At 34.0% G+C, this 24,345-nt stretch carries 18 protein-coding genes and 1 tRNA gene; 10 read left to right on the forward strand and 9 right to left on the reverse strand.

Annotation, left to right across the window (positions count from 1 at the left end):
- Positions 1–24 precede the first annotated feature (24 nt).
- The 3 genes from infB to rimP are packed head-to-tail and all read right to left on the reverse strand — an operon-like array spanning position 25 to position 4,620.
- Positions 25–2,868: a translation initiation factor IF-2 gene (infB, locus tag KLA_RS01925; protein ID WP_034643198.1), complete on the reverse strand. Its 2,844-nt coding sequence runs from the start codon at positions 2,866–2,868 to the stop codon at positions 25–27.
- 41 nt (positions 2,869–2,909) lie between these two features.
- On the reverse strand, positions 2,910–4,142 hold the full coding sequence (nusA, locus tag KLA_RS01930) for a transcription termination factor NusA (RefSeq protein WP_013621420.1): 1,233 nt from the start codon (positions 4,140–4,142) through the stop codon (positions 2,910–2,912).
- Positions 4,143–4,155: 13 nt separating this feature from the next.
- A complete protein-coding gene (gene rimP / locus KLA_RS01935) occupies positions 4,156–4,620 on the reverse strand; it encodes a ribosome assembly cofactor RimP (protein ID WP_034643202.1) in 465 nt (154 codons plus the stop codon).
- 201 nt (positions 4,621–4,821) lie between these two features.
- On the opposite strand from rimP, the gene KLA_RS01940 reads away from it, so the two are divergent.
- A complete protein-coding gene (locus KLA_RS01940) occupies positions 4,822–6,189 on the forward strand; it encodes a cation:proton antiporter (protein WP_013621418.1) in 1,368 nt (455 codons plus the stop codon).
- Between the two features lie 49 nt (positions 6,190–6,238).
- Here the strand turns inward: KLA_RS01940 and KLA_RS01945 are convergent.
- Positions 6,239–6,310, reverse strand: a tRNA-Gln gene (locus KLA_RS01945).
- Positions 6,311–6,467: 157 nt separating this feature from the next.
- Between KLA_RS01945 and KLA_RS01950 the strand changes: the two genes are divergently transcribed.
- Positions 6,468–9,821: a DUF2723 domain-containing protein gene (locus tag KLA_RS01950; RefSeq protein WP_034643205.1), complete on the forward strand. Its 3,354-nt coding sequence runs from the start codon at positions 6,468–6,470 to the stop codon at positions 9,819–9,821.
- Between the two features lie 53 nt (positions 9,822–9,874).
- Here KLA_RS01950 and KLA_RS01955 read toward each other — a convergent pair whose 3' ends face one another.
- The 3 genes from KLA_RS01955 to KLA_RS01965 form a co-directional block, all read right to left on the reverse strand.
- Positions 9,875–10,171 (reverse strand): thioredoxin family protein, encoded by a 297-nt coding sequence (locus KLA_RS01955; protein WP_013621416.1) that lies wholly within the window; start codon positions 10,169–10,171, stop codon positions 9,875–9,877.
- A 91-nt stretch (positions 10,172–10,262) separates the two neighbouring features.
- Positions 10,263–11,489: a metallophosphoesterase gene (locus KLA_RS01960; protein ID WP_034643208.1), complete on the reverse strand. Its 1,227-nt coding sequence runs from the start codon at positions 11,487–11,489 to the stop codon at positions 10,263–10,265.
- A 49-nt stretch (positions 11,490–11,538) separates the two neighbouring features.
- Complete coding sequence (locus KLA_RS01965; RefSeq protein ID WP_034643210.1) at positions 11,539–12,267, reverse strand: copper homeostasis protein CutC; 729 nt, start codon at positions 12,265–12,267, stop codon at positions 11,539–11,541.
- A 41-nt stretch (positions 12,268–12,308) separates the two neighbouring features.
- On the opposite strand from KLA_RS01965, the gene KLA_RS01970 reads away from it, so the two are divergent.
- Together KLA_RS01970 and polA are read left to right on the forward strand one after the other, a co-directional pair.
- Positions 12,309–13,319 carry an isoaspartyl peptidase/L-asparaginase family protein gene (locus KLA_RS01970; protein ID WP_013621413.1) on the forward strand — a complete coding sequence of 337 codons (1,011 nt, stop codon included), beginning with the start codon at positions 12,309–12,311 and terminating at the stop codon, positions 13,317–13,319.
- A gap of 29 nt (positions 13,320–13,348) precedes the next feature.
- The gene (gene polA / locus KLA_RS01975; protein ID WP_034643214.1) at positions 13,349–16,189 is read left to right on the forward strand and encodes a DNA polymerase I; all 2,841 of its coding nucleotides are present in this window, start codon (positions 13,349–13,351) and stop codon (positions 16,187–16,189) included.
- Positions 16,190–16,261: 72 nt separating this feature from the next.
- Here the strand turns inward: polA and KLA_RS01980 are convergent, their stop codons facing one another.
- Positions 16,262–16,747, reverse strand: a complete 486-nt coding sequence (locus KLA_RS01980; protein ID WP_013621411.1) for a lipocalin family protein — start codon at positions 16,745–16,747, stop codon at positions 16,262–16,264.
- Between the two features lie 72 nt (positions 16,748–16,819).
- Positions 16,820–19,444 carry a DUF5916 domain-containing protein gene (locus tag KLA_RS01985; RefSeq protein ID WP_034643216.1) on the reverse strand — a complete coding sequence of 875 codons (2,625 nt, stop codon included), beginning with the start codon at positions 19,442–19,444 and terminating at the stop codon, positions 16,820–16,822.
- Positions 19,445–19,685: 241 nt separating this feature from the next.
- Between KLA_RS01985 and rplM the strand changes: the two genes are divergently transcribed.
- The 6 genes from rplM to frr all read left to right on the forward strand — a co-directional run bounded on the left by rplM (position 19,686) and on the right by frr (position 24,342).
- Positions 19,686–20,138, forward strand: coding sequence for a 50S ribosomal protein L13 (gene rplM / locus KLA_RS01990; protein ID WP_013621409.1), 453 nt, complete (start codon positions 19,686–19,688; stop codon positions 20,136–20,138).
- Complete coding sequence (rpsI, locus tag KLA_RS01995) at positions 20,138–20,524, forward strand: 30S ribosomal protein S9 (RefSeq protein ID WP_013621408.1); 387 nt, start codon at positions 20,138–20,140, stop codon at positions 20,522–20,524. The genes rplM and rpsI overlap by 1 nt, the downstream gene beginning before the upstream one ends.
- Before the next feature lie 252 nt (positions 20,525–20,776).
- Positions 20,777–21,799 (forward strand): 30S ribosomal protein S2, encoded by a 1,023-nt coding sequence (rpsB, locus tag KLA_RS02000; protein WP_013621407.1) that lies wholly within the window; start codon positions 20,777–20,779, stop codon positions 21,797–21,799.
- Between the two features lie 99 nt (positions 21,800–21,898).
- Positions 21,899–22,864 carry a translation elongation factor Ts gene (tsf, locus tag KLA_RS02005; protein WP_013621406.1) on the forward strand — a complete coding sequence of 322 codons (966 nt, stop codon included), beginning with the start codon at positions 21,899–21,901 and terminating at the stop codon, positions 22,862–22,864.
- Positions 22,865–23,035: 171 nt separating this feature from the next.
- Complete coding sequence (gene pyrH / locus KLA_RS02010; protein WP_013621405.1) at positions 23,036–23,743, forward strand: UMP kinase; 708 nt, start codon at positions 23,036–23,038, stop codon at positions 23,741–23,743.
- Between the two features lie 41 nt (positions 23,744–23,784).
- Positions 23,785–24,342: a ribosome recycling factor gene (gene frr, locus KLA_RS02015; RefSeq protein WP_034643219.1), complete on the forward strand. Its 558-nt coding sequence runs from the start codon at positions 23,785–23,787 to the stop codon at positions 24,340–24,342.
- Positions 24,343–24,345 lie beyond the last annotated feature (3 nt).

A 24,345-nucleotide genomic window follows, 5' to 3' on the forward strand; every position in this document is an offset into this window, starting at 1 on the left:
TTTTTTATATCTAAACTAAAGCTATTATTTCAACTTCTTTTTAACAGCTACCTCTTGGAAAGCCTCTACAATATCACCTTCTTTAATATCATTGTAATTCTTAACCTGAAGACCACAATCATATCCTTTAGCAACTTCTTTAGCATCATCCTTAAATCGTTTTAAAGAAGCAAGTTCACCAGTATATATTACTACACCGTCACGTATTAAACGTATACCTGCATTTCTAACTAATTTACCTGTTAAAACCATACAACCGGCAATTGTACCAACCTTAGATATTTTAAAGGTCTCACGTATTTCTGCAGTACCAAGAATTTCTTCCTTCATCTCTGGAGAAAGCATTCCCTCCATTGCATCCTTAAGATCATTAATTGCAGCATAAATAATAGAATACATTCTAATATCTATTTCTTCTTTTTCTGCAATTGCTCTTGCATTACCCATTGGCCTAACATTAAATCCGATAATAATTGCATCAGAAGCCGAAGCTAACAACACATCAGATTCGGTAATAGGACCAACCGCTTTATGTATAATATTTACTTGTATTTCCTCTGTAGATAGTTTCTGGAACGAATCTGTTAACGCCTCAACAGAGCCATCAACATCACCCTTAAGTATTATGTTAAGCTCCTTAAAGTCTCCTAATGCAATACGTCTTCCAATCTCATCTAATGTAATATGGCGTTGCGTACGAACAGATTGTTCTCTTTGCAACTGAGAACGCTTAGAAGCTATTTGCTTAGCCTCACGTTCATCTTCTAAAACATTAAATTTATCTCCAGCTTGCGGAGCACCATCTAAACCTAATATAGATATTGGTGTTGAAGGACCTACCTTTTGAACATTATTACCACGTTCATCTTGCATTGCCTTAATTTTACCACTACAAGTACCTGCTAAAACATAATCTCCTATCTTAAGCGTACCAGCTTGTACCAAAATTGTAGAAACATAACCTCTACCTTTATCTAAGAAAGCCTCAACAACAGTACCAGAAGCTAGTTTTTTAGGGTTAGCTTTTAACTCCAATAACTCTGCCTCTAACAATACTTTTTCTAAAAGCTCTTTAACACCTGTTCCTTTTTTAGCTGAGATATCTTGAGATTGTATTTTACCTCCCCAATCTTCAACCAATAAATTCATTTGTGCTAAACCTTCTTTAATTTTATCTGGGTTAGCCGTTGGCCTATCAATCTTATTTATTGCAAAAACAATTGGCACACCAGCTGCTTGAGCATGACTAATTGCCTCTTTTGTTTGTGGCATAATGTCATCATCTGCCGCAATAACAATAATAGCAATATCCGTCACCTGAGCACCACGTGCACGCATAGCCGTAAAGGCCTCGTGACCCGGAGTATCTAAGAACGCTATTTTTTGTCCGTTATCCAACTGAACACCGTAAGCACCAATATGCTGTGTAATACCACCACTTTCACCGGCAATTACATTTTCTTTACGAATATAATCCAACAAAGAAGTTTTACCATGATCTACGTGACCCATTACAGTTACAATAGGGGCTCTTTCTTTTAAATCTTCTGGAGCATCTTCTTCCTCTACTATAGATTCTTCAATCTCAGCAGCAATAAATTCTACCTCATAACCAAACTCCTCTGCAACTATAGACAATGTTTCAGCATCTAAACGCTGATTCATAGTAACCATAATTCCAAGAGACATACAGGCAGATATAATTTGTGTACTAGAAACCTCCATCATAGTAGCAACCTCTCCAACAGTAACAAACTCTGTTACTTTTAAGATTTTACTTTCTGCTTCTTGCTTCTCTAGATCTTTTTCAGTCTGCTGACGGTGCTGATCTCTTTTATCTCTTCTATATTTAGCTCCTTTACCTTTTTTAGATTTACCTTGAAGTTTCTCCAAAGTTTCTCTAACCTGCTTTTGCACTTCTTCTTCAGTAGGCTCAACTTTAACAACAGGAGCATTAAATCTACCTTTGCCTTGTCCGCCTTTACCTCTGTTTCCGCCTTGACCACCTTGTCTGTTATTACCTCCTGGCTTGTTATTACTAACAATTCTTTTACGACGTTTTTTCTTATCTGCACCAGCACCAGTATTTTTAGGAGCCTCTTTCTTTTTAGGTTTATTAAACTTAGACAAATCAATTTTTGCACCCGTAAGCTTAGGTCCAGATAATTTTTGATATTGCGTAGTTATAACCGTATTTTCTTTTGTTTCTGGCTCTTTAGTTTCTTCAGGCTTTTTCTCTGCCGCTACTTTTGGCTTAGGCTCTTCCTTTTTAACAGGAGCAGGCTTTTTAGGAGCTGGTTTCTTTTTACCCGCATCTAAATCTATTTTACCAACAGTTTTAGGACCAGGCAATTCTACCTTACCAGTTTTAACCGAAGACTCCTTAGCCACTGGTTTTTCAACCGGCTTAGGCTGTTCTTTAGCAACAGGCTTTTCTGCCTGAACAGGTTTTTCTTCCTCAGGAGCTGCTTTTTCTTCTGCAGGAGCTGGCTTATTTTTAGCCGAATCAAGATCTATTTTACCAACAGTCTTTGGTCCAGACAATTCAGCCTTAGCCCTAACAACTTCTTGCGCAGCTGCTCTTTTTTCTCTTGCCAAACGCTTTTCCTCTTGCTCTTGTTCCAATTGCAATCTAAGCGCTTCTTTTTCTTTACGTTTTTCCTCGCCAACTTCCTTAGAAGCAACTTTTTTACTCATGTCAGTTTGGAATTCATCCAAAAGAACTTGGTATACCTCATTGGAAATCTTAGTAGTAGGCCTTGCCTCCACCTCATGTCCTTTGGACGAAAGGTGGTCTATAGCCCTATCTAAAGAAATATTTAATTCCCTGAGGACCTTATTGAGCCTTATTGTTGCATTCTCTGCCATAAACAAGTATTCGTATTCTTAAATTTTTGCTAATATATAGCTTAATCTTCTAATTCTTCTTTAAGTATGCGTACAACTTCTAAAATAGTTTCAACTTCTAAATCTGTACGCTTTGCTAAATCTTCAGAATCTTGCTCCAATACGCTTCTTGCCGTATCTAAACCAATCTTCTTAAATTCCTCTATAATCCAGTTATCAATTTCATCAGAGAACTCTGTTAACTCAACATCCTCTTCTACCCCTTCACGGAATACATCAATCTCATAACCAGTTAATTGACCTGCCAATCTAATATTATGACCACCTCTACCTATTGCTCTTGAAACCTCATCTGGCTTTAAATAAACTTGAGCCGTCATTTTTTCATCATCTAATTTTACAGATGATATTTTTGCAGGACTTAATGCTCTTGTAACTAACAACTGTGGATTGCTAGTCCAGTTAACAACATCAATATTCTCATTACCTAATTCTCTAACAATACCATGTATTCTAGAACCCTTAACACCAACACAGGCACCTACAGGATCTATACGATCGTCATAAGAATCTACTGCAACTTTTGCTTTTTCTCCTGGGATACGCACCGCCTTTTTAATAGTAATTAAACCATCAAAAACCTCTGGTATCTCCTGAAAAAACAGTTGCTCTAAAAATTTAGGAGATGTTCTAGACATTATAATAGAAGGCTTATTACCTTTTAATTCTACGCTTTCTATAATACCACGTACATTATCTCCTTTTCTAAAGAAATCTGAAGGTATTTGCCTGTCTTTTGGCATTACTATTTCATTACCTTCATCATCCACTAAAATTACAGCTCTGTGCCTTATATGATGCACCTCTGCCGTGTATATTTCACCTTCTAAATCTTTAAATTGCTTATAAATTGTAGTATTATCATGCTCATGAATTTTAGCTATTAGGTTTTGACGCAATGCTAAAATTGCACGCCTTCCTAAATCTATAAGCTTAACCTCTTCAGATACATCTTCTCCAACTTCAAAATCTGGTTCAATCTTGCGCGCATCTGTTAATGAAATTTCTTCATTAGGTTCTTCTACCTCTCCATCTTCAACTACAATACGGTTTCTCCATATTTCTAAATCCCCTTTATCTGGATTTATAATGATATCAAAGTTATCATCAGAACCAAATTTCTTTTTCAAAGCATTACGAAATACTTCTTCCAAAATTGCCATTAACGTTACCCTATCTATGAATTTATCATCTTTAAATTCTGAGAAAGATTCTATTAGCGCAATATTTTCCATATTGATTTATTTATTAAAATTTTAATACAACTTTTGCTTCCTTAATATCAGAAAATAAAATTTCTTCTTTTTTCTGAACGGTAACTTTTCCTTTTCCAATGGGCTTTTGCTCTCTAGCTTTCCACTCCAGTGTAATAGTTTCTTCCGTAGCGGCAGTTAATTGCCCTTCAAAATTACGACCTTCTATTGTTTTTACCTCTAATTTTCTACCAATATTTTTTGCATACTGCCTAGGTAAAACCAATGGAGAAGATGCTCCTGCCGAAGCAACTTCCACAGAGAAGTCTTGCTCTTCCCTATCTAAGTTGTGATCTATAGCCCTGCTAACCGCAACACAATCCTTAAGTGTAACACCATTATCACCATCTAAAACTATATTAATTTTAAAGTCTGGTGTTATAGTAAAATCTATTAAGAATAGTGAAGGGTTTTCTTTTAAAGCCCCTTCCAACAAAGATGTAACTTGCTCCTTAAACATAACTCTTTTTACAGAAATTTTATTAAACCAAAAAAAGTATAGTTAATAAAAGAGGGGACTATTTAAGTCCCCTCATGAATACATTATATTCTTTCAGCGATGCAAAGATACATATTATTTTTCACAAATTAAAGTGATCCTAACTGTAGTTTAGGTAATTATGTATATTTTTAAAAACTAAACACAAACTAACATCCAAAAATGGAAATATTATCCTCATACAATCTTATTATCGCCGCATCGGTCATTATTATTATTTCTTTCCTTTTTAACGGAATTTCTAAAAAAACAAACATACCATCCGTTCTAATGCTTATTGTTTTAGGCGTGATACTAAAGTATGTTTTAGAGTTTATTGGAGAAGACAGCATAAACTTTTTTCCGTCCTTAGAACTACTTGGCATTGTAGGTTTAATAATGATTGTTTTAGAAGCCGCACTTGAACTAAAGCTGAAGCGAGAAAAATTAATCCCTATTTTAAAATCCATGGCAATTGCTTTAGTTGGTCTTCTTGCATCTGCATACGTTGCCGCACTAATTTTAAATCAATTTATAGACGGAATGACAATGCAATCTGCTTGGCTTTATGCAACACCACTATCTATTTTGTCTAGCGCAATCATTATTCCTAGCGTAAGTGGCCTTCCCGAAAACAAAAAAGAATTTCACATTTACGAAAGTACCTTTTCTGACATTATGGGAATTATGATGTTTTACTTTTTAACAGGAAACCTAAACCCTACAGAAGATGCAGGCAACGGAGCTGCAAGTTTTGCAGGCAATATTGGACTAACCATAGTAATATCTATCATTGCCAGTTACGCAATTATATTAGTTTTTCAACAAATTAAATCACAAGCAAAACAGTTTTTATTAATTGCAGTATTACTGCTCTTATATGCGTTAGGCAAAAAGCTACACCTATCTTCTTTAATAATCATTTTAATATTTGGATTAATAATTGCCAATATGAATTTATTTTTTGGCGGGTTTTTATCTAAATACCTAAACAAAGAGCGAGCCGAGCAAATTTACCACGAACTACATATTATTACACTAGAAACAGCCTTTGTAGTGCGTACATTCTTCTTTGTTATTTTTGGTATCACCATTGTTATATCTTCTTTATTTAGCATAAACGTAGCAATTACAAGCATTTTAATAATTGTATCTATATATATTATCAGGTTTATTATTCTACGCGTTTTTGTAGGCGGAGATATTTTTCCACAACTTTTTATTGCACCTAGAGGACTTATTACCGTTTTATTATTCTACGCAATACCACAAGAAGCACAAATTGAAACTTTTGATTCTGGTATTTTACTTTTTGTAATTATTGGCACAAGTTTAATTATGACAGCCGCTATGATTAAAGACAAACGTAAAATGAATACTATTTTAGATGAGATTGATGAAGACATAGATGAAATAGATAAACTACATGATGAAAATGCCTCTGACGACAGTTATGAAGCCACAACCAACAACACAGACACAGAACTACCTAAAAAAGATAACACAGGCAACACACACAACACAGAAGACAATGAACACATAAATGACTAAAACAAAAAACCCGATATCAAATTGATATCGGGTTTTTACTTAACATTAGTTGGCCCACAAGGACTCGAACCTTGAATGACGGTACCAAAAACCGGAGTGTTGCCAATTACACCATGGGCCAATGCTTGTTTTGAGGGTGCAAATTTATAATAAACTTTCGTTTACACAAAACATTTTTTAAAAAAATTTTTAAACTTTGTTAAACCTTTATAAAATTTTATCTCTCATATCTCAATTTATTACTAAATTCGCCTTAATTCATAAACAAAAAAAACCGTATGTTCTCTAACAATTTTAAAAAATGGGATACCATCCTTGGCTGGGTAGCCTTTTTAATTGCATTTATTACTTATCTAATAACTGTAGAACCTACAAGTAGCTTTTGGGATGCTGGGGAATACATTGCTACTTCTGCAAAACTACAGGTAGGACACCCTCCTGGAGCTCCATTACTACAAATAATAGGCGCATTTTTTGCAATGTTTGCAACAGACAAAACACAAATTGCTAGTATGGTTAATTTTGTTTCAGGAGCATCTAGCGCCTTTACAATTTTGTTTATGTTTTGGTCTATAACCAATTTAGCAAAGAAACTTATACTTAAAGAAGCTAATAGTGTTTTAACAAACAGTAAAGCCATTGCAATATTAGGTAGCGGCTTAGTTGGCTCTTTAGCTTTTACTTTTTCTGATAGTTTTTGGTTTAACGCTGTAGAGACAGAAGTTTACGCTATGGCCAGCTTTATAATGGCCTTACTTTTATGGCTGGGCCTTAAGTGGGTTGATGAACTAGACCAACCTAGAGGAAACAGATGGATTATTATGATCTCTTTTGTTGTAGGACTTACATTTGGTATACAGTTTATGGGTTTTTTAGCTATACCTACAGTAGGACTATTATTTTACTTTAAAAAATACAAAGAGACTACAATTAAAAACTTTTTAATTGCCAACATTGCAGTAATTGCCGTTTTAATGTTAGTCTACAAATTTTCTCTAACATACGTTTTAAAGCTTTTTGGTTGGAGTGAAGTTTTCTTTATTAATAACATAGGCCTACCATTTAACTCTGGTTCTATTATAATGGGTATAATTTTTATTTGCGCATTTGCTTTTGGCTTAAATTACACCAGGAAAAATAACTTTAAAACTGCAAACACTATTGTTTTGTGTTTAATGTTTTTATTTCTAGGATTCTCTACCTGGCTAATGCTTCCAATACGTGCAAATGCAAATGTAGTTATTAATGAAAACGATCCATCTGACGCAAGATCATTACTAGCATACTATAACAGAGAACAATACCCTGGTGTAGACAGTCCTATATATGGCGCATATTATTCTGATGCTTTTTCTTCTGGAGGAGAACCTAAAGATGGTAAACCAAAATACGAAAAAGATCTAAAACTTGGCAAGTACATAATTGTAAACAACTACAAAGATGCAGACCAAGGAGCAGATAAAAATCACACAGGTTTTTTACCTAGAATGTGGTCTAGAGAAAATGCAGAAAACTATATGAAATACTATGGCGCATTAGATTTTAAAATAAAACCTAAATATTTAGGCAATCAAGACTTAAGAGACATCTCTAGACAACTAAAAGACGGTCACGCTACAGGTGAAATAGGAACAGAGCAATATATTGGATTTTTAAGAGAAGCTAATAGCGAAGGCTACATAGAGGTTATACCACCAAGCATATGGGACAACATTAAATATATGATGGATTTTCAGTTTGGATATATGTACTGGCGTTACTTTATGTGGAATTTTGTTGGTAAACAAGATGACGTACAAGGAAGATACAACAACCATGGTAACTGGATTAGCGGTATAAGTTTTATAGATAACCACCTAGTAGGCAGCCAAGATAATTTGCCAAGTGATATTTTAAACAACAAAGGAAGAAACACATACTTCTTCCTACCTCTTATATTAGGAATTATTGGTATTCTTTTTCAAATAAAAAAAGACCCTAAACAATTTTGGGCCCTATTAGTATTCTTTTTATTCACTGGTTTAGCCATTCAATTTTACACTAATCCTGCTATATTTCAACCTAGAGAAAGAGACTACTCTTTAGTTGGGTCTTTTTACGTATTTGCAATTTGGATTGGCATAGGAGTTGCTGGTTTGTATGACGAACTAAAAAAAATAACCTCTGCAAAAATTATTGCTCCAATAATTACTATTGTCTGCCTATTAGCTGTACCAACACTTATGGCCTTTCAAAACTGGGATGATCATGATAGATCTAACAGGTTTACCGCAAACAGTACTGCAAGGTCTTACTTAGACTCTACGCAAGAAGATGCAGGAGCAATTTTATTTACTATTGGGGACAATGACACTTTTCCGCTATGGTACCTACAAGAAATTGAAGGTTACCGTACAGATGTACGTATTATTAACACTAGTTTATTTGCTACAGATTGGTACATAGACCAAATGAAAAAGAAAGCCTACACAAGTGACCCTATACCATCTCAGCTAACACATGAAAAATACAGATTTGGCTCTAGAGATGTTATCTACGGAAACCCACTAGAGCAATTTAAAGACAAAAGGTTAGATATTAAAGATTTTATGAACTGGATTGCCAGTGACAAACCACAGAATAAACTTAGATATCTTTACCAAAGGCAAGGCGCAGACCTTAGTCAGTATCCAGATAATCTTTTAGATTTAATTTATTACCCTACCAATAAAATACGCGTACCAGTAAACAAGAAAAATGTTTTAGAAAGCGGATTGGTAAAACCTGAAGACGAAGATTTAATTGTAGATTATATAGATATTGACTTACCAGGTTCATTAAGTAAAAACCGTTTACTAATGCTAGACTTACTAGCTAACAACGACTGGAAAAGACCTATATATTTCTCTGGTGGTAGTTTTGATAACGGCGAATACATTTGGATGAAAGATTACTTACAACTAGATGGCTTAGCATACAAATTGGTGCCAATTAAAACTAAAAATGCAAACCCTTATGATATGGGGCGCATAGATAGCGAGTTAATGTATAGCATTGTTAAAAAATGGGAATGGGGTAATTCTGGAAGTTCTGATATTTACCACGACCCTCAAACAAGATCGCAATCTATTAGCTTTAGAGGTAACCTTGCAAGACTTGCAGAACAACTTATTGAAGAAAACAAAATAGAAAAAGCAAAAGACATTATAGACATTGCTGTTACCAATATGCCTGTAGACTATTTTGGGTACTACGCCTTTGTAGAGCCTTTTGTAGATGGATATTTTAAAGTTGGCGAAACACAAAAAGCAAAAGATTTATTTGCTCAGCTAAAAACTAAGTATCAAGAAAACTTAGCATACTACAACACATTAGATCTAAGTCAACAATACGTTAGAGAAAATGATATCTTAGGAGACCTTGAAAGCTATTTTAGACTTATAGATATACTTAAATCTAATAATGAGACCAAGTTAGCCGAGCAAGAAGAATTGATTGCTACTGAGTTCTTAAACAAGTTTTCTCATTTTAACAGATCCAGAAGACTAATACAGGAAGAAACCCCTGAAGAACTGCCAATGTCAGATCCAGATTTACCAGACTCTAGTACAGTAGACACAAGTGCTACTGTACTACAAGATAGCATAAACTAACACAAGAATAACTTGTGTTAGTTTATATCACAATAAAATATAATTACTATTTTTTATAGGTATTCTTTAAGCAACGCAATAAGTGTATTTGCATCTTGCTCTCCGCTTTGGCGCCAAACCATTTCGCCATTTTTGTAGATCATTAATGTAGGTAAGCCTTTTACACGCAATGCCTGCGCAAGCTCTTTATTTTTATCTACATCAATTTTAATAATTTTACCTTTATCACCTAATGCCGCAGCTACATCCCTTAAAACAGGGTGCATTTGTGATGATTGCTCATTCCATTCCGCATAGAAATCTAGCAATACAGGTACTTGTAAATCTATTAGTTCTCCAAATTTAGACATAAATAAATCTTTGGGTTGTTAATCAAAAGTAAGAAAAATTGTTAAATTATACAGTTTAAGCCATTTTTTTACCACTAATACAGTCGCAAAACTAAGCCAACTCTTTCTTTTTAAGTGTAATTACCGTAATCTCTGGCCATATACCTACCCTACCCGGATAGCCCAAAAAGCCAAAACCACGATTAACATTTATATACTGCCCCATTTCTTTGTATATACCCGCCCAATAGCGGTATCTCCATTTAATGGGACTCCATTTTATCCAGCCAGGAATTTCAATTCCAAACTGCATTCCGTGCGTATGTCCACTTAACGTTAAGTGATAATGGTAATCATCATTAATAACCTCATGCTCCCAGTGAGAAGGATCATGACTCATCAATATTTTAAAATCATCTTTACCTACATTTGCAGTAGCCTTTTTTAAATCTCCTGCTTTTTTAAATCCACCAACACCCCAGTTTTCTACTCCAACCAAGGCTATTTTATCACTCCCTTTTTGCAGAAATCTACTATCATTTAAAAGTAAATCAAAACCAATCTCTTTCTGTATCTCTTTTAACTTATCTAAATTAGCTTCTTTTAGCTCATCAGAATCCCAGTTAACATAATCACCATAATCATGATTACCCAATACAGAGTACTTACCATCTTTTGCTTCAAGCTTAGAAAAAATATCTTTCCAAGGCTCCATTTCATCTGCTGTATTATTCACCATATCACCAGTAAATAATAAAACATCACTCTTTTGCTCATTAATTAAATTAATAGCATATTTTATTTTCTCTTCATCATCAAAACTACCACTATGTACGTCTGATATTTGTGTAATTTGATATCCATTAAAAGCATCTGGCAAATCATCAAAAGCCAATTCATACTTTAAAACCTTAAAATTATATTTCCCTTTAGCCATACCATAAAGCAAAGCTCCAAACGGCAAAGAAGCCAAGCCTAAACCTATTAAACTTAAAAAACGTCTTCGACTAGGCAACACAAACTCTTTAGATGTTCCAAAAAATTTAGTATAAAGCCCTGCTAAAAAACGAATAATATCTTCAGAAAAAAGAAAAATAATAAGCACTAAATTAAATGCCATTACACTTAATAAAAAGCCAAAAGCATAGCTCATAGAAATACTAATAACCCTACCTTCATTACCCACACTAAATTGGTAAATAAAATTGATAACAGCCAAAAGTGACACCCCAATATAAAGGTAATGCAGCCAATTAACTTTAGTTGCTGTTTTTAATGCCTGAAAAGCATAAAACCCCAAAACCGAATAAATTAGGACAAAAATAATCCAACGAAGCATAATCTATTTTTTTTGCAAAGGTATTTGTTTGTTAAAGAGAAATACCTATTTAAGAGTTATTTAACAAAGCAACCACTTGTTTTATAACCTCTACACTAGATGTTGCAATTTGATTTTCTACCAAAAAAGAATTAGAAATCATAGGTAAAGGCACATCTTCATCTAAGGTTTTACAAAAAATAGTACCTGACATATGCAATGCTTTAAACCCTTCATTTTTAAAATTGATAATATTATCTACTCTTAATCCGCCCCCTGGCATTATCACACAGGTTGATCCTTTTTTGTTTAATTTAGAGAGCAAAGGAATACCCAATAAAGCCGAAGCTTTTTGCCCGGATGACAACACATAATTAACACCCATACTTTGCAATGTTAAAAATGCTTCTTCTGGATTCTTAAGCCAATCAAAAGCTCTATGAAAAGTAAATTGCAAAGTCTTTGCCTCATTAATTAAAATTTGAGTTCTTTCTTCATCTAATAGAAAATTTTTAAGCAAAACACCTGTAACAATACCCGCACAACCCAACTGTACACATAAAGCAATATCTTGTTTCATTACTTCAAATTCAGAATCTGAATATGTAAAATCTCCACTTCTAGGCCTAATCAATACGTGCACAGGTATATTCACCGCATTTAGCACAGCTTTAATAAGACCATATGAAGGCGTTACACCACCAACACCAAGTTCTGCACACAACTCTATTCTGGTAGCACCTGCTTTTTCTGCATTTATAGCAGATTCCAATGAATTTGCGCACACTTCTAAAATCATATTCATTATATTTAAAGCCTAAAATTAGTTAACCTACTATTATGAAACGAAGAAAGTTTTTAAAAAATTCATCTTTAAGTACAGCCGGTATCATTTCTGCTCCATTATTAGCATCTTGTGACCAGAAAAAAACAATTACATCTAATACTGAAGCAGCAACGGTAAAGCCTATTGCTATTTGTACATGGAATTTTAAAAATGCAAATGATAAAGCCTGGGAAGTTTTAGCCAAAGGCGGAAACTCTTTAGATGCTGTTGAGCAAGGTGTAATGGTTGAAGAAGCAGACGCTAACAACAATACAGTAGGTTTAGGTGGCAGACCAGACCGAGACGGCAATGTAACATTAGACGCCTGCATTATGGATAAAGATGGCAATTGCGGCTCTGTAGTTTATTTACAAAACATTGTACACCCGGTATCTGTAGCACGTAAGGTTATGGAAGAAACACCTCATATAATTTTAGCTGGTAAAGGAGCAGAACAATTTGCTTATGAACAAGGATTTAAAAAAGAAAACTTACTTACAGAAAAATCTAAAAAGGATTGGCTGGAATGGAAGAAAACTTCTAAATACGAAACTATAATTAACATAGAAAACCACGACACTATTGGCATGTTAGCTATGGATAAAAATGGCGACATTTCTGGAGCTTGCACCACTAGCGGCATGGCATACAAAGTTGGTGGACGCATTGGAGATTCTCCAATAATAGGCGCTGGCTTATTTGTAGATAATGAGGTTGGTGGTGCAACTGCTACCGGTGTTGGAGAAGAAGTTATTAAAACCGTAGGTAGCTTTTTAATTGTAGAGTTAATGAGACAAGGTAAATCTCCTCAAGAAGCCTGTGAAGAAGGTGTAAAAAGAATAATGGCTAAAAATAAAAACCGTGAAGATTTTCAGATTGGCTTTTTAGCAATGAATAAAAAAGGAGAAACAGGTGGTTATTGCGTACACCCTGGTTTTACATACCGTAAAACAACAAAAGACAGCAATACCAATGAACAAGTAAATTCTTTTTACAAGAAAGATGAAATACAAAACAACAATTAGTAGTTTTGACACTTAATTAAGATTATAAAATGGCAGATCAAAAAAGACTTTTTTTACTAGATGCATATGCACTTATTTTTAGAGGATATTATGCATTTATAAAAAACCCAAGAATAAACTCTAAAGGACTAGACACATCAGCAATATTAGGTTTTACAAACTCTTTATTAGACGTAATAAAAAGAGAAAGACCAGACCATTTAGCTGTATGTTTTGATCGTGGCGGCAGCGTAGACCGTGTAGAAATGTTTGAAGCATACAAAGCCAACCGCGATGCCACACCAGAAGCCATAAAACTTGCCATTCCCTATATAGAAAATATCTTAAAAGCAATGCACATACCTGTTGTTGTAAAAGAAGGGTATGAGGCAGATGATATTATAGGCACACTTGCCAAAAAAGCAGAAAAAGAAAACTACAAAGTGTTTATGGTTACACCAGATAAAGACTTTGCGCAATTGGTTTCTGAAAATATTTTTATGTACAGACCAATGTTTGGTGGCGGATATGAAACTTGGGGAATACCAGAAGTATTAAAAAAGTTTGAAATTGAAAGACCAGAACAGGTTATAGACTACTTAGGGATGATGGGAGACTCTGTAGACAACATCCCAGGACTACCAGGTGTTGGAGAAAAAACAGCTAAAAAGTTTCTTGCTGCCTACGGAAGCATGGAAAACTTACTAGACAATACCCACGAACTAAAAGGAAAAATGAAAGAAAAGATAGAAGCCAATAAAGAATTAGGCTTACTATCTAAAAAGCTAGCTCGTATTATGCTAGATGTTCCTGTAGATTTTAATGAAAAAGAATATGAACTAGACCAACCAGACCTTCCAAAAGTTACTGAAATTTTTGAAGAATTAGAGTTCAGAAGACTTGCAGATAACCTTATTAAAACATTTGCTACAGAAACTACAACCAACTCCGAAACCAATACTGAAAAATCATCTAAAAAAACAGCAAAAACAAGTACTGCAGGAGCAGGCCAGTTTTCATTGTTTGGCGGTGGCGGTAGTGCTTCTGCAACACAAGTACAACAAGAGCTTTCTAGTAGAAAAACAAGTAAAGACATTCCGCACATATACCAAAGTGTTGTTCCAGGAATGGCTATGAAATTGTTTTTACAGAATATAATGAAACAAACATCCGTTTGTTTTGACACAGAAACAACAGGATTAAATCCGCTAACAGCAGAATTAGTAGGAATTGCTTTTTCATGGGAAGCAAGTAAAGGTTTTTACATCCCTTTTCCTGAAGACCAAGACCAAGCCCAGGAACTAATAGAGCAATTACGTCCGTTTTTTGAAGATGAAAAAATTGAAAAAATTGGTCAGAATTTAAAATATGATATAAAAGTTTTACGTAAATACAACCTTATTATTAAAGGAGCATATTTTGACACTATGTTAGCTCACTATCTAATAAACCCTGATATGAGACACAATATGGATGTATTAGCAGAAACATACTTAAACTACACCCCTATTTCTATTACAGAATTAATTGGTAAAAAAGGTAAAAATCAATTATCTATGCGCCAAGTTCCAATAGAAAAACAAACAGAGTATGCAGTTGAAGATGCAGACATTACTTACCAATTAGCTAGTCATTTTAAACCAGAGTTAAAAGATGCTAAAACAGAAGAGTTATTTAATGACATTGAAATTCCACTACTAAGTGTTTTAGCAGATATGGAGTTAGAAGGTATAAACCTAGATGTTAATTTTTTAAACTCACTATCTGAAGAGCTAAATACAGATATTAAAAATCTAGAAACTAGCATTTATGAAGCCGCTGGGGAAGAATTTAATATTGCATCACCAAAACAATTAGGAGAAATACTTTTTGGAAAACTAAAACTTGTAGACAAGCCTAAAAAAACAAAAACAGGTCAGTATTCCACAGCAGAAGATGTACTATCATACCTTGCACAAGACCATGAGATAATTAAAAACATTTTAGAATACAGAGGACTTGCTAAGCTTAAAAGCACATACATTGACGCATTACCAGACCAAGTAGAAGAAAGTACTGGACGCGTACACACAGATTATATGCAAACAGTTGCCGCTACAGGAAGGCTAAGTAGTAACAACCCTAATTTACAAAACATACCTATACGCACAGAACGCGGAAGACAAGTACGCAAAGCGTTTGTTCCTAGAGATGAAAACTACACACTACTTGCAGCAGATTACTCACAAATAGAACTGCGTATTATTGCAGCTTTAAGTGATGAAACAACAATGATTGAAGCATTTAAAAACGGAGAAGACATTCATGCCTCTACAGCTTCAAAAGTATTTAACGTTCCTTTAGACCAAGTTACAAGAGAGCAACGTAGCAACGCAAAGACAGTAAACTTTGGAATTATTTACGGTGTTTCTGCTTTTGGACTAAGCAACCAGACAGATTTAAGCAGAGGAGAATCTAAAGAGCTTATAGATGCTTATTATGAAACCTACCCTAAACTTAAAAAATATATGAGTGAGTTGGTAGATTTTGCAAGAGACAACGGTTACGTACAAACAGTTTTAGGAAGACGTAGGTATTTAAAAGATATTAACTCTAGAAATGCCGTAGTACGTAGCGCAGCAGAACGTAATGCCGTTAACGCCCCAATACAAGGTAGCGCTGCAGATATTATAAAAATTGCAATGATAAACATTCACAAAAAACTTACTGAAGGCAATTTTAAAACAAAAATGCTTTTACAAGTACATGATGAACTTGTTTTTGATGCTCACAAAACAGAACTAGAAGAAGTAAGAGCACTTATTAAAACAGAAATGGAAAATGCATACTCACTTGCAGTTCCTTTAGATGTAGAAATAGGAACAGGAGACAACTGGCTAGTTGCCCATTAACTAAATACACAATAAATAAAAAAGGACATTAGAAAAACCTAATGTCCTTTTTTATTTATTAGTAAAATGGTTTTAGTTTTTTGTAAAAACAATATCTAAACCATCATAATTATCTTCATCAATATCTTCACCTGCAATAATCAAGGTACTACCGTTTAAGTCAACCGTAATAACAGTTTCTCCTCCTGTAGGATCTGTAATTGTTAATTGGTCATCATTTAAATCCCAAGTACCAACTAAAGTATCTGTCTCTTCAGGACAATCAACCTCTATACCTGCGCCATTAGATTCAATTACAAAATAATTTAATTTATCCTTACCTACAAATGTATCATCTGCATTAAAAGTATATGTAATTATTTTACAACCTTGATCTATAAGATTCTTTGCTATTTCTTGAGGAAAATTCACCTCTGAAGATTCTTCCCTTGTAACATCAGAAATCACCCAAGTACCTACTAAACTATTTTCAGAAAATAGTTCTTTTTCACTATCTGTAGAGCAAGAAAAATTTAACAAACAGATAGACGCTATTAATAATATGCCTTTTTTTATCATTTTATTTAGTTGATTATTTTTACTTTAAAAAACGCAAAATACTTTATTATAGTATAATAGCACTAATTTTACCTATAATATAAACCTGTATGTTGCCTTTAACAAAATAGTATTATCTTTTTTGCGGTCTAAAATTTGCCTGTTTAAACTCCTTCCAAGTGCATCATCTGGATTGGCGTTACCCGTTAAACCTTGTGACCAAACCAAGAAAATTTCCGAACCAGGAATATATTCCCATCGCAAAACTAAATTAGATCTAAATTGCACAAAAGAAAAGTCTGGATCACCAAACTCATAATCTGCAATTCCATTAGCATCTTCATCTACAATATACATCCCATTTTCTAATGCTATCTGGTTAGCTCCATACAGTGTAATTCTATCATCAATACTACTTGCAATAGGATTATTTACATAATTAAAATTAGTGTAAGTACCTCTAGAAATAAAAGGTTGTCCATAATACTGAAGACTTAAATTAGGATTTAAATTATAGTTTAAGCGTATAGAACTACTAAATGTATTTTGATCAATTTCACCTAAAATATACCTTGTTATATTATTAGCTGTACGCTGGGTTACATATTGAGTTTTACTTTTCTCTGTAGAAAACTCATTATCCATAGACAAACTAAACGCATCTACTGGTTGATAGGTGAACCTAAACACATATCTATTGTAACTAAATGTATCCTCTGCACCTCTGTTACCAACATAACCTACAGTAGAGTAAAACTTTTTTCTGTTATCTGACCCTGCAAATAACGCCAAACCACCTTCTTTTGCATAACGCCAACGTGGTCCACCACGCAAATTAGCATTACTATAAAAAACAGGGTTATATGTTGCCTCTACTTCTGTCCACCAATTATTTTTATAACTTATATTACCATTAAACTGGTATGACATAATATTATAGTTTCCATCAAAGTCAAAAGTAGAATATTGCCCCAACTGCAAACGTATATTTCGGTAAAAATCTGTAGGCTTTAAAAATAAACGCTGAACTTCTGCAAACTGAGTAATTTTATCTGCCTGACGCAAAAAACCTATATCATTTAATTCTAACTCTGGAGAATACCAAAGTACACCACCCTCATAACGCCAATTACCGCCACCAGCCTTACCAAATTCTAACTTACCACCAGTACCAGACAAAGATGTCCTAGACGTATCTAACCTAACGTGACCAGCATCTACCCTGTTAAACAAATGCGTAATAGATTTTTGAGTATTAGTTATAGCCTCTTTAGAACCACGAACAGAACTTGCAACAAAGTTACCCTCTACATAATATTCTCTATTTTTCCAATTATGCTTAAAATCTACACCGGCAGAAACAGCAGATTTACGTAAAAAGTCTAAGTCATCTTCTAATCGCCTATTTGTTGATGTAAAAATTGCACCAACATAAGAGTTCCTATTATTAAAATCTTTTTGAGCTCTAGCAACTAAATAATTAGTAAGCGGCTCTACAAGTTCATCTCTTTTTTCTCCGTTAGCATCTATTTCTGCATACATTTTACCAGTAACACTCTCTAAAAGCCCTAAAGACCAACCACTTTTAGTTTTACCAGAGAATTTTGCTGCTCCAAGAATTGTTGTATTTTTAGGCACATCTGCATACTCACCATCCTCCAAGGAAGGTCTTCCGTGAGGGTTTCGCCCAATACGTCTACTGTAAAATAAATTATCTTGACCACTACCAAATTCATAGTCAAAAATGTTTTTATTTTCTATAAAAAATGGACGTTGCTCCCTAAAAAATATCTGAAAACCATCTAACGCTATTGCTCCTGGGTCTGCTTCTACTTGACCAAAGTCTGGATTAACTGTTAAATCTAAAGTTAAATCGTTTGTTATACCAATTTTAGCATCTAAACCACCATTAAACTTATAATCAGACCCATCTCTATAAGGATTGCCAACTTCTTTTGGATAACTATCATATTGATTGACCACAAAAGGTTGAATTTCTAATTGTTTTTGAGGCTTAATATTTAACAACCCACGTAACTCACCAAACTCACTAACATAACCAGAAGACTCTAAAGGAATACGTTGCCAAATGGAGCGCTCCTCGGCTCTAAAAATTCTACGTTTAACTTGTAATCCCCAAACCTGCTCTTTAGCATCGCCAAATTTAAGCTGACTAAAAGGTATTTTAAGTTCTGCCGTCCAACCTTCATCATCTAATTTAGAGCTACCATACCAAATAGGATTCCAGCTACTGTCCCAACTACTACCGTTTTCAGATATAAACTCATCACCCTTAACACCTGCTACTGTAAATGTAAAAGAGAAAGCTGTTCTTTTATCATTATAACTATCAATATTAATTTCTACCCAATCTCCTTGAAAACCATCTCGCCTAGACAAACGTTTTTCAATTTTATCTAAATCAGCGTCGTAACATTTAAAAGCAACATATAAAAACTTATCATCATACACTATTTTAAACTTGGTAGGTTGGGTTGGACTAGTATTTTCATCTGGCCTCCACTCTACAAAATCTCCTTGCCACTCTACATTATTCCAAGCAGCATCTGTTAAATAACCATCTATAACAGGAGATTTTTTATTTTCTACACTATTTGTAGTGTACACCCTCTTAGGAACTTGTATATTTGCACTTTCTTGAGAAAAAAGCGCTGTAGTTAAAAATACTAAAGCACTTGTTAGACTAAACTTTAACATTGGTTATTCTGGTTATTTTTTAATATAAGGCGTAAAAATAGCACTCCTATTATATAATTGTAGCTAAAAAAGACAAAATTTTGTTAAAATCGAAAAAAATAAAGCTTGGAAAATCAAGAAAACAATAGCATTTGAAAAAAACAATAAAAATAAACGGAAATAAGCATTTGTATTTCAAGTAAATAATTGTACATTTGCACCCCGTTTATCGGGATTAAGTAAATAATAAAAATATATTAGTGTGGATACATTAAGCTACAAGACAATTTCAGCCAATAAAGCAACCGTTTCTAAGGAGTGGTTATTGGTTGATGCTGAAGGAGAAACGTTGGGTCGTCTTGCTTCTAAGGTTGCAAAAATCTTAAGAGGAAAGAACAAACCTAATTTTACACCACATGTGGACTGTGGGGATAACGTAATTGTTATCAATGCAGAGAAAGTTACTCTTAGCGGTAACAAATGGCAAACTAAGACTTATATAAGACACACAGGTTACCCTGGTGGACAAAGGTCTCAGACAGCTATTGAAATGTTGGAGAAGAACCCAGCACGTGTAGTGGAAAAATCAATAAAAGGAATGCTACCTAAGAACAGATTAGGAGCAGAACTTTTTCGTAATTTAAAAGTTTACGTAGGTCCTGAGCACAACCAAGAGGCACAAAAACCAAAAGCAATAAACTTAAAGGATTTATAATGGAGGTAATTCATAAAATAGGCAGACGTAAAACTGCTGTTGCACGTGTATATGTTTCTGAAGGAAAAGGTAACATTACAATCAACAAAAAAGATTTAAATGAATATTTCCCTACTGCTACTTTACAGTACAAAGTAAAACAACCATTTGCTTTAACCAGCAATGATGAAAACTTTGACGTAAAAGTAAATGTTTACGGAGGAGGTATTACTGGACAAGCAGAAGCTATTAGACTAGCTCTTTCTAGAGCAATGTGCGAAGTAGATGCTGAAAACAGATTGATTTTAAAGCCAGAAGGTCTTTTAACTAGAGATCCAAGAATGGTAGAACGTAAGAAATTCGGTCAGAAAAAAGCCCGTAAGAAATTTCAATTCTCTAAGCGTTAAGAATATATTCCGGAACATTGTTCCGGTTTTTTTACATCAGATTTTTTCTGATTTTATACCGTTGGTAATGCCAACAAAAACAAGTTCATTGAGAAGCCTTTAGAAAAAATTCTAAAGCATAAATTAAAACAAGTTGTCGTTGTTTTCTGCTACCATACAGGAAACACTAGTTTAGCATCTAAATGTTAGAGACTGCATACGCACTACTTTAGCATTGCTAAGTAAAACGGAACGTAAACTATTACAAAAAAAATGGCAAACAAAATTGAAGTAAAAGACTTATTAGAAGCAGGTGTACACTTTGGTCACCTTACAAGAAAGTGGAACCCGAATATGGCACCATATATTTATATGGAGCGTAACGGAATACACGTTATTAACTTATACAAAACAGCTGCAAAAATTGAAGAAGCTAATGAAGCTTTAAAAAAGATAGCAGCATCTGGTAGAAAAATACTTTTTGTAGCTACAAAAAAACAAGCAAAAGACATTGTTGCAGACAAAGCAGGAAAAGCAAATATGCCTTACATCACTGAAAGATGGCCAGGTGGTATGTTAACTAACTTTGTTACTATTCGTAAAGCTGTTAAAAAAATGGCTTCTATTGATAGAATGAAAAAAGATGGTACTTTTTTAACTTTATCTAAAAAAGAACGTTTACAAGTAGATCGTTTAAGAGCTAAATTAGAGAAAAACTTAGGTTCTATCTCTGATATGACTCGTTTACCAGGAGCTTTATTTATTGTAGATACAATGAGAGAGCACATTGCAGTTAAGGAAGCTTTAAAATTAAACATTCCTATTTTTGCAATGGTAGATACAAACTCTGACCCTAGACCAATAGACTACATTATACCATCTAACGATGATGCTTCTAAATCTATTGAAGCTGTATTATCTCACGTTTCTGAAGCTATAATAGAAGGTTTAGCTGATCGTAAATCTGACAAACAAGCTGAAAAAGAAGGAAAAGATTCTACTCCTAAAGCAAAAGCAGCTCCTAAAGCAGAAGCTAAAACTGCTACAGATGATTTAACTAAAGTTGAAGGAATTGGACCTAAAATTGCTGAGATTTTCCAAAACGAAGGAATTAAAACTTACGCAGACTTAGCTGCTAAATCTGTTGAAGATTTAAGCGCTATATTAACTGCTGCTGGTTCTAGTTTTGCATCTAAAAACCCTGGTTCTTGGCCAAAGCAAGCTAAAATGGCTGCTGATGGTAAATGGGATGAGTTAAAAGTATGGCAAGACAATACTAAAGGTGGTATAGAATAATCTATTCACAACCTTTTATATAAATAAAACAAAATATTAATTTAACATCGTTCTAAAAAATTAATCTTTATTTAGAGCAATATTAAAACTTAAAATAAAATGGCAAAAATTACAGCTGCAGAAGTAAATAAACTAAGAAAAGCTACTGGCGCAGGAATGATGGACTGCAAAAAAGCTTTAGTTGAAGCTGAAGGTGATTTTGACAAAGCAATTGACGTATTACGTAAAAAAGGTCAGAAAGTAGCAGAAAAAAGAGCTGATCGTGACTCTAGCGAAGGTGCTGCAGTTGCTAAAGTAAATGCAGATGCTAACAAAGGTGTTGCAATAGTATTAGGTTGTGAAACTGATTTTGTTGGTAAAAACGAAAACTTTTTAGCACTTGCTAACCAATTAGGAGAATTAGCACTTAACTACAACTCTAAAGATGAGTTTTTAGCTGCTGATTTTGACGGTATGACAGTTGCAGACAAATTAGTTGAGCAAACTGGTGTTATTGGTGAAAAATTAGAAATTAACGCTTTTGAGACTGTAGAGGCTCCTTACGTTGGTTCTTATGTACACATTAACAAAATTGCTGCTGTAGTTGGTTTTACTGCTAAAGTAGATAACATTGAAACTTTAGCTAAAGACGTTGCAATGCAAATTGCATCTATGGGAGCTACAACATTATCTTACAAAGATTTTGACCCAGCTTACATAGCATCTGAAACTGAAGCAAGAATTGCTGTTATTGAAAAAGACAATATTGAGTTAGAGCGTTTAGGGAAAACTCTTAAAAACGTACCTCAGTACATTTCTATGGCACAATTAACTCCAGAAGTTATGGCTGCTGCAGAAGAAAGTGCAAAAGAACAACTTAAAGCAGAAGGTAAACCAGAGCAAATTTGGGACAAAATTTTACCAGGTAAAATGGAAAGATTTGTATCTGACAACACTACTCTTGATCAAGAGCAATGTTTATTAGACCAAAACTTTATTAAAGATGAAAAAATTAACGTAGCATCTTACGTTTCTTCTTACGGCGATGTAGCTGTAGCATCTTTTAAAAGAGTTGCTCTTGGATAACAAAAGACAAAACTTTTAAAGTTATAATTAAAGCCGTTTCCTTTTTTTAGGAAACGGCTTTTTTATTTTATTACAACAACTATAACGCAACAAAATAATAGAATAAAATATGAGACATACTTTACCGTTCATTTTTTTCATTATTTTTGCTAACCATAAACATCACCAAAAATGCAATACAAAAGAATACTTTTAAAATTAAGCGGAGAAGCCCTAATGGGCTCTAGACAATACGGCATAGACCCTGTAAGACTTGCAGAATATGCTACTGAGATAAAACAAGTAATAGACAAAGGTATTCAGGTAGCAATAGTAATTGGTGGAGGAAATATTTTTAGAGGTGTTGCCGGAGCAAGTAACGGTATGGACCGCGTACAAGGAGACCATATGGGAATGCTGGCTACCGTAATAAACGGGCTTGCCTTGCAAAGCGCATTAGAAGACGCAGGCGTACAAACAAGACTACAAACTGCAATTAAAATAAACGAAGTAGCAGAACCATTTATTAGAAGAAAAGCTATGAGACACCTTGAAAAAGGAAGAGTAGTTATTTTTGGTGGCGGAACAGGTAATCCATATTTTACAACAGATTCTGCAGCTGTATTACGCGCTATTGAAATTGAAGCAGACGTAATATTAAAAGGAACAAGAGTAGACGGCATTTACACATCTGACCCAGAAAAAGATGCCAATGCAACTAAGTTTGATAAAATATCTTTTCAAGATGTACTTAATAAAGGCTTAAAAGTAATGGATACCACCGCATTTACATTAAGTCAAGAAAATGAATTACCTATTGTGGTTTTTGATATGAACACAAAAGGAAATTTATTAAAACTACTATCAGGAGAAAATATAGGAACAGAAGTAAATTTATAAGTGGTACAGTTTATGCTGAACCAAGATTAAATAGTAACACAATGAACGAAGAAATTAATTTTATATTAGACAGTACTAAAGAGAGTATGAATGGCACAATAGACCATTTAGAAAAAGCATTTATTAAAATTAGAGCAGGTAAAGCTAGCCCAGTTATGCTATCTAGTGTTATGGTAGACTACTACGGATCTGCAACTCCACTTTCTCAAGTAGCTAATGTAAACACTCCTGATGCCAGAACAATATCTGTTCAACCATGGGAAAAAAATATGCTTCAAGAAATAGAAAAAGCCATCATGAACTCTAATCTTGGCTTTAACCCAATGAACAATGGTGATTTTGTTATTATAAACGTACCACCATTAACAGAAGAAAGAAGAAGAGATTTAGCAAAACAAGCTAAAGGAGAAGCAGATGATGCTAAAATTGGAATTAGAAACGCAAGACAAGAAGCAAATAAAGAAATTAGAGCTTTAGATGATGCATCTGAAGACTTAAAAAAGAATGCAGAAGCAGATGTACAAGATTTAACTAACTTGTTTACAAAAAAAATTGACGCTTTACTAGTTACCAAAGAAGCAGAAATAATGAAAGTTTAATTT

The sequence above is a fragment of the Cellulophaga geojensis KL-A genome, from assembly GCF_000568425.1.
Taxonomy (GTDB): domain Bacteria; phylum Bacteroidota; class Bacteroidia; order Flavobacteriales; family Flavobacteriaceae; genus Cellulophaga; species Cellulophaga lytica.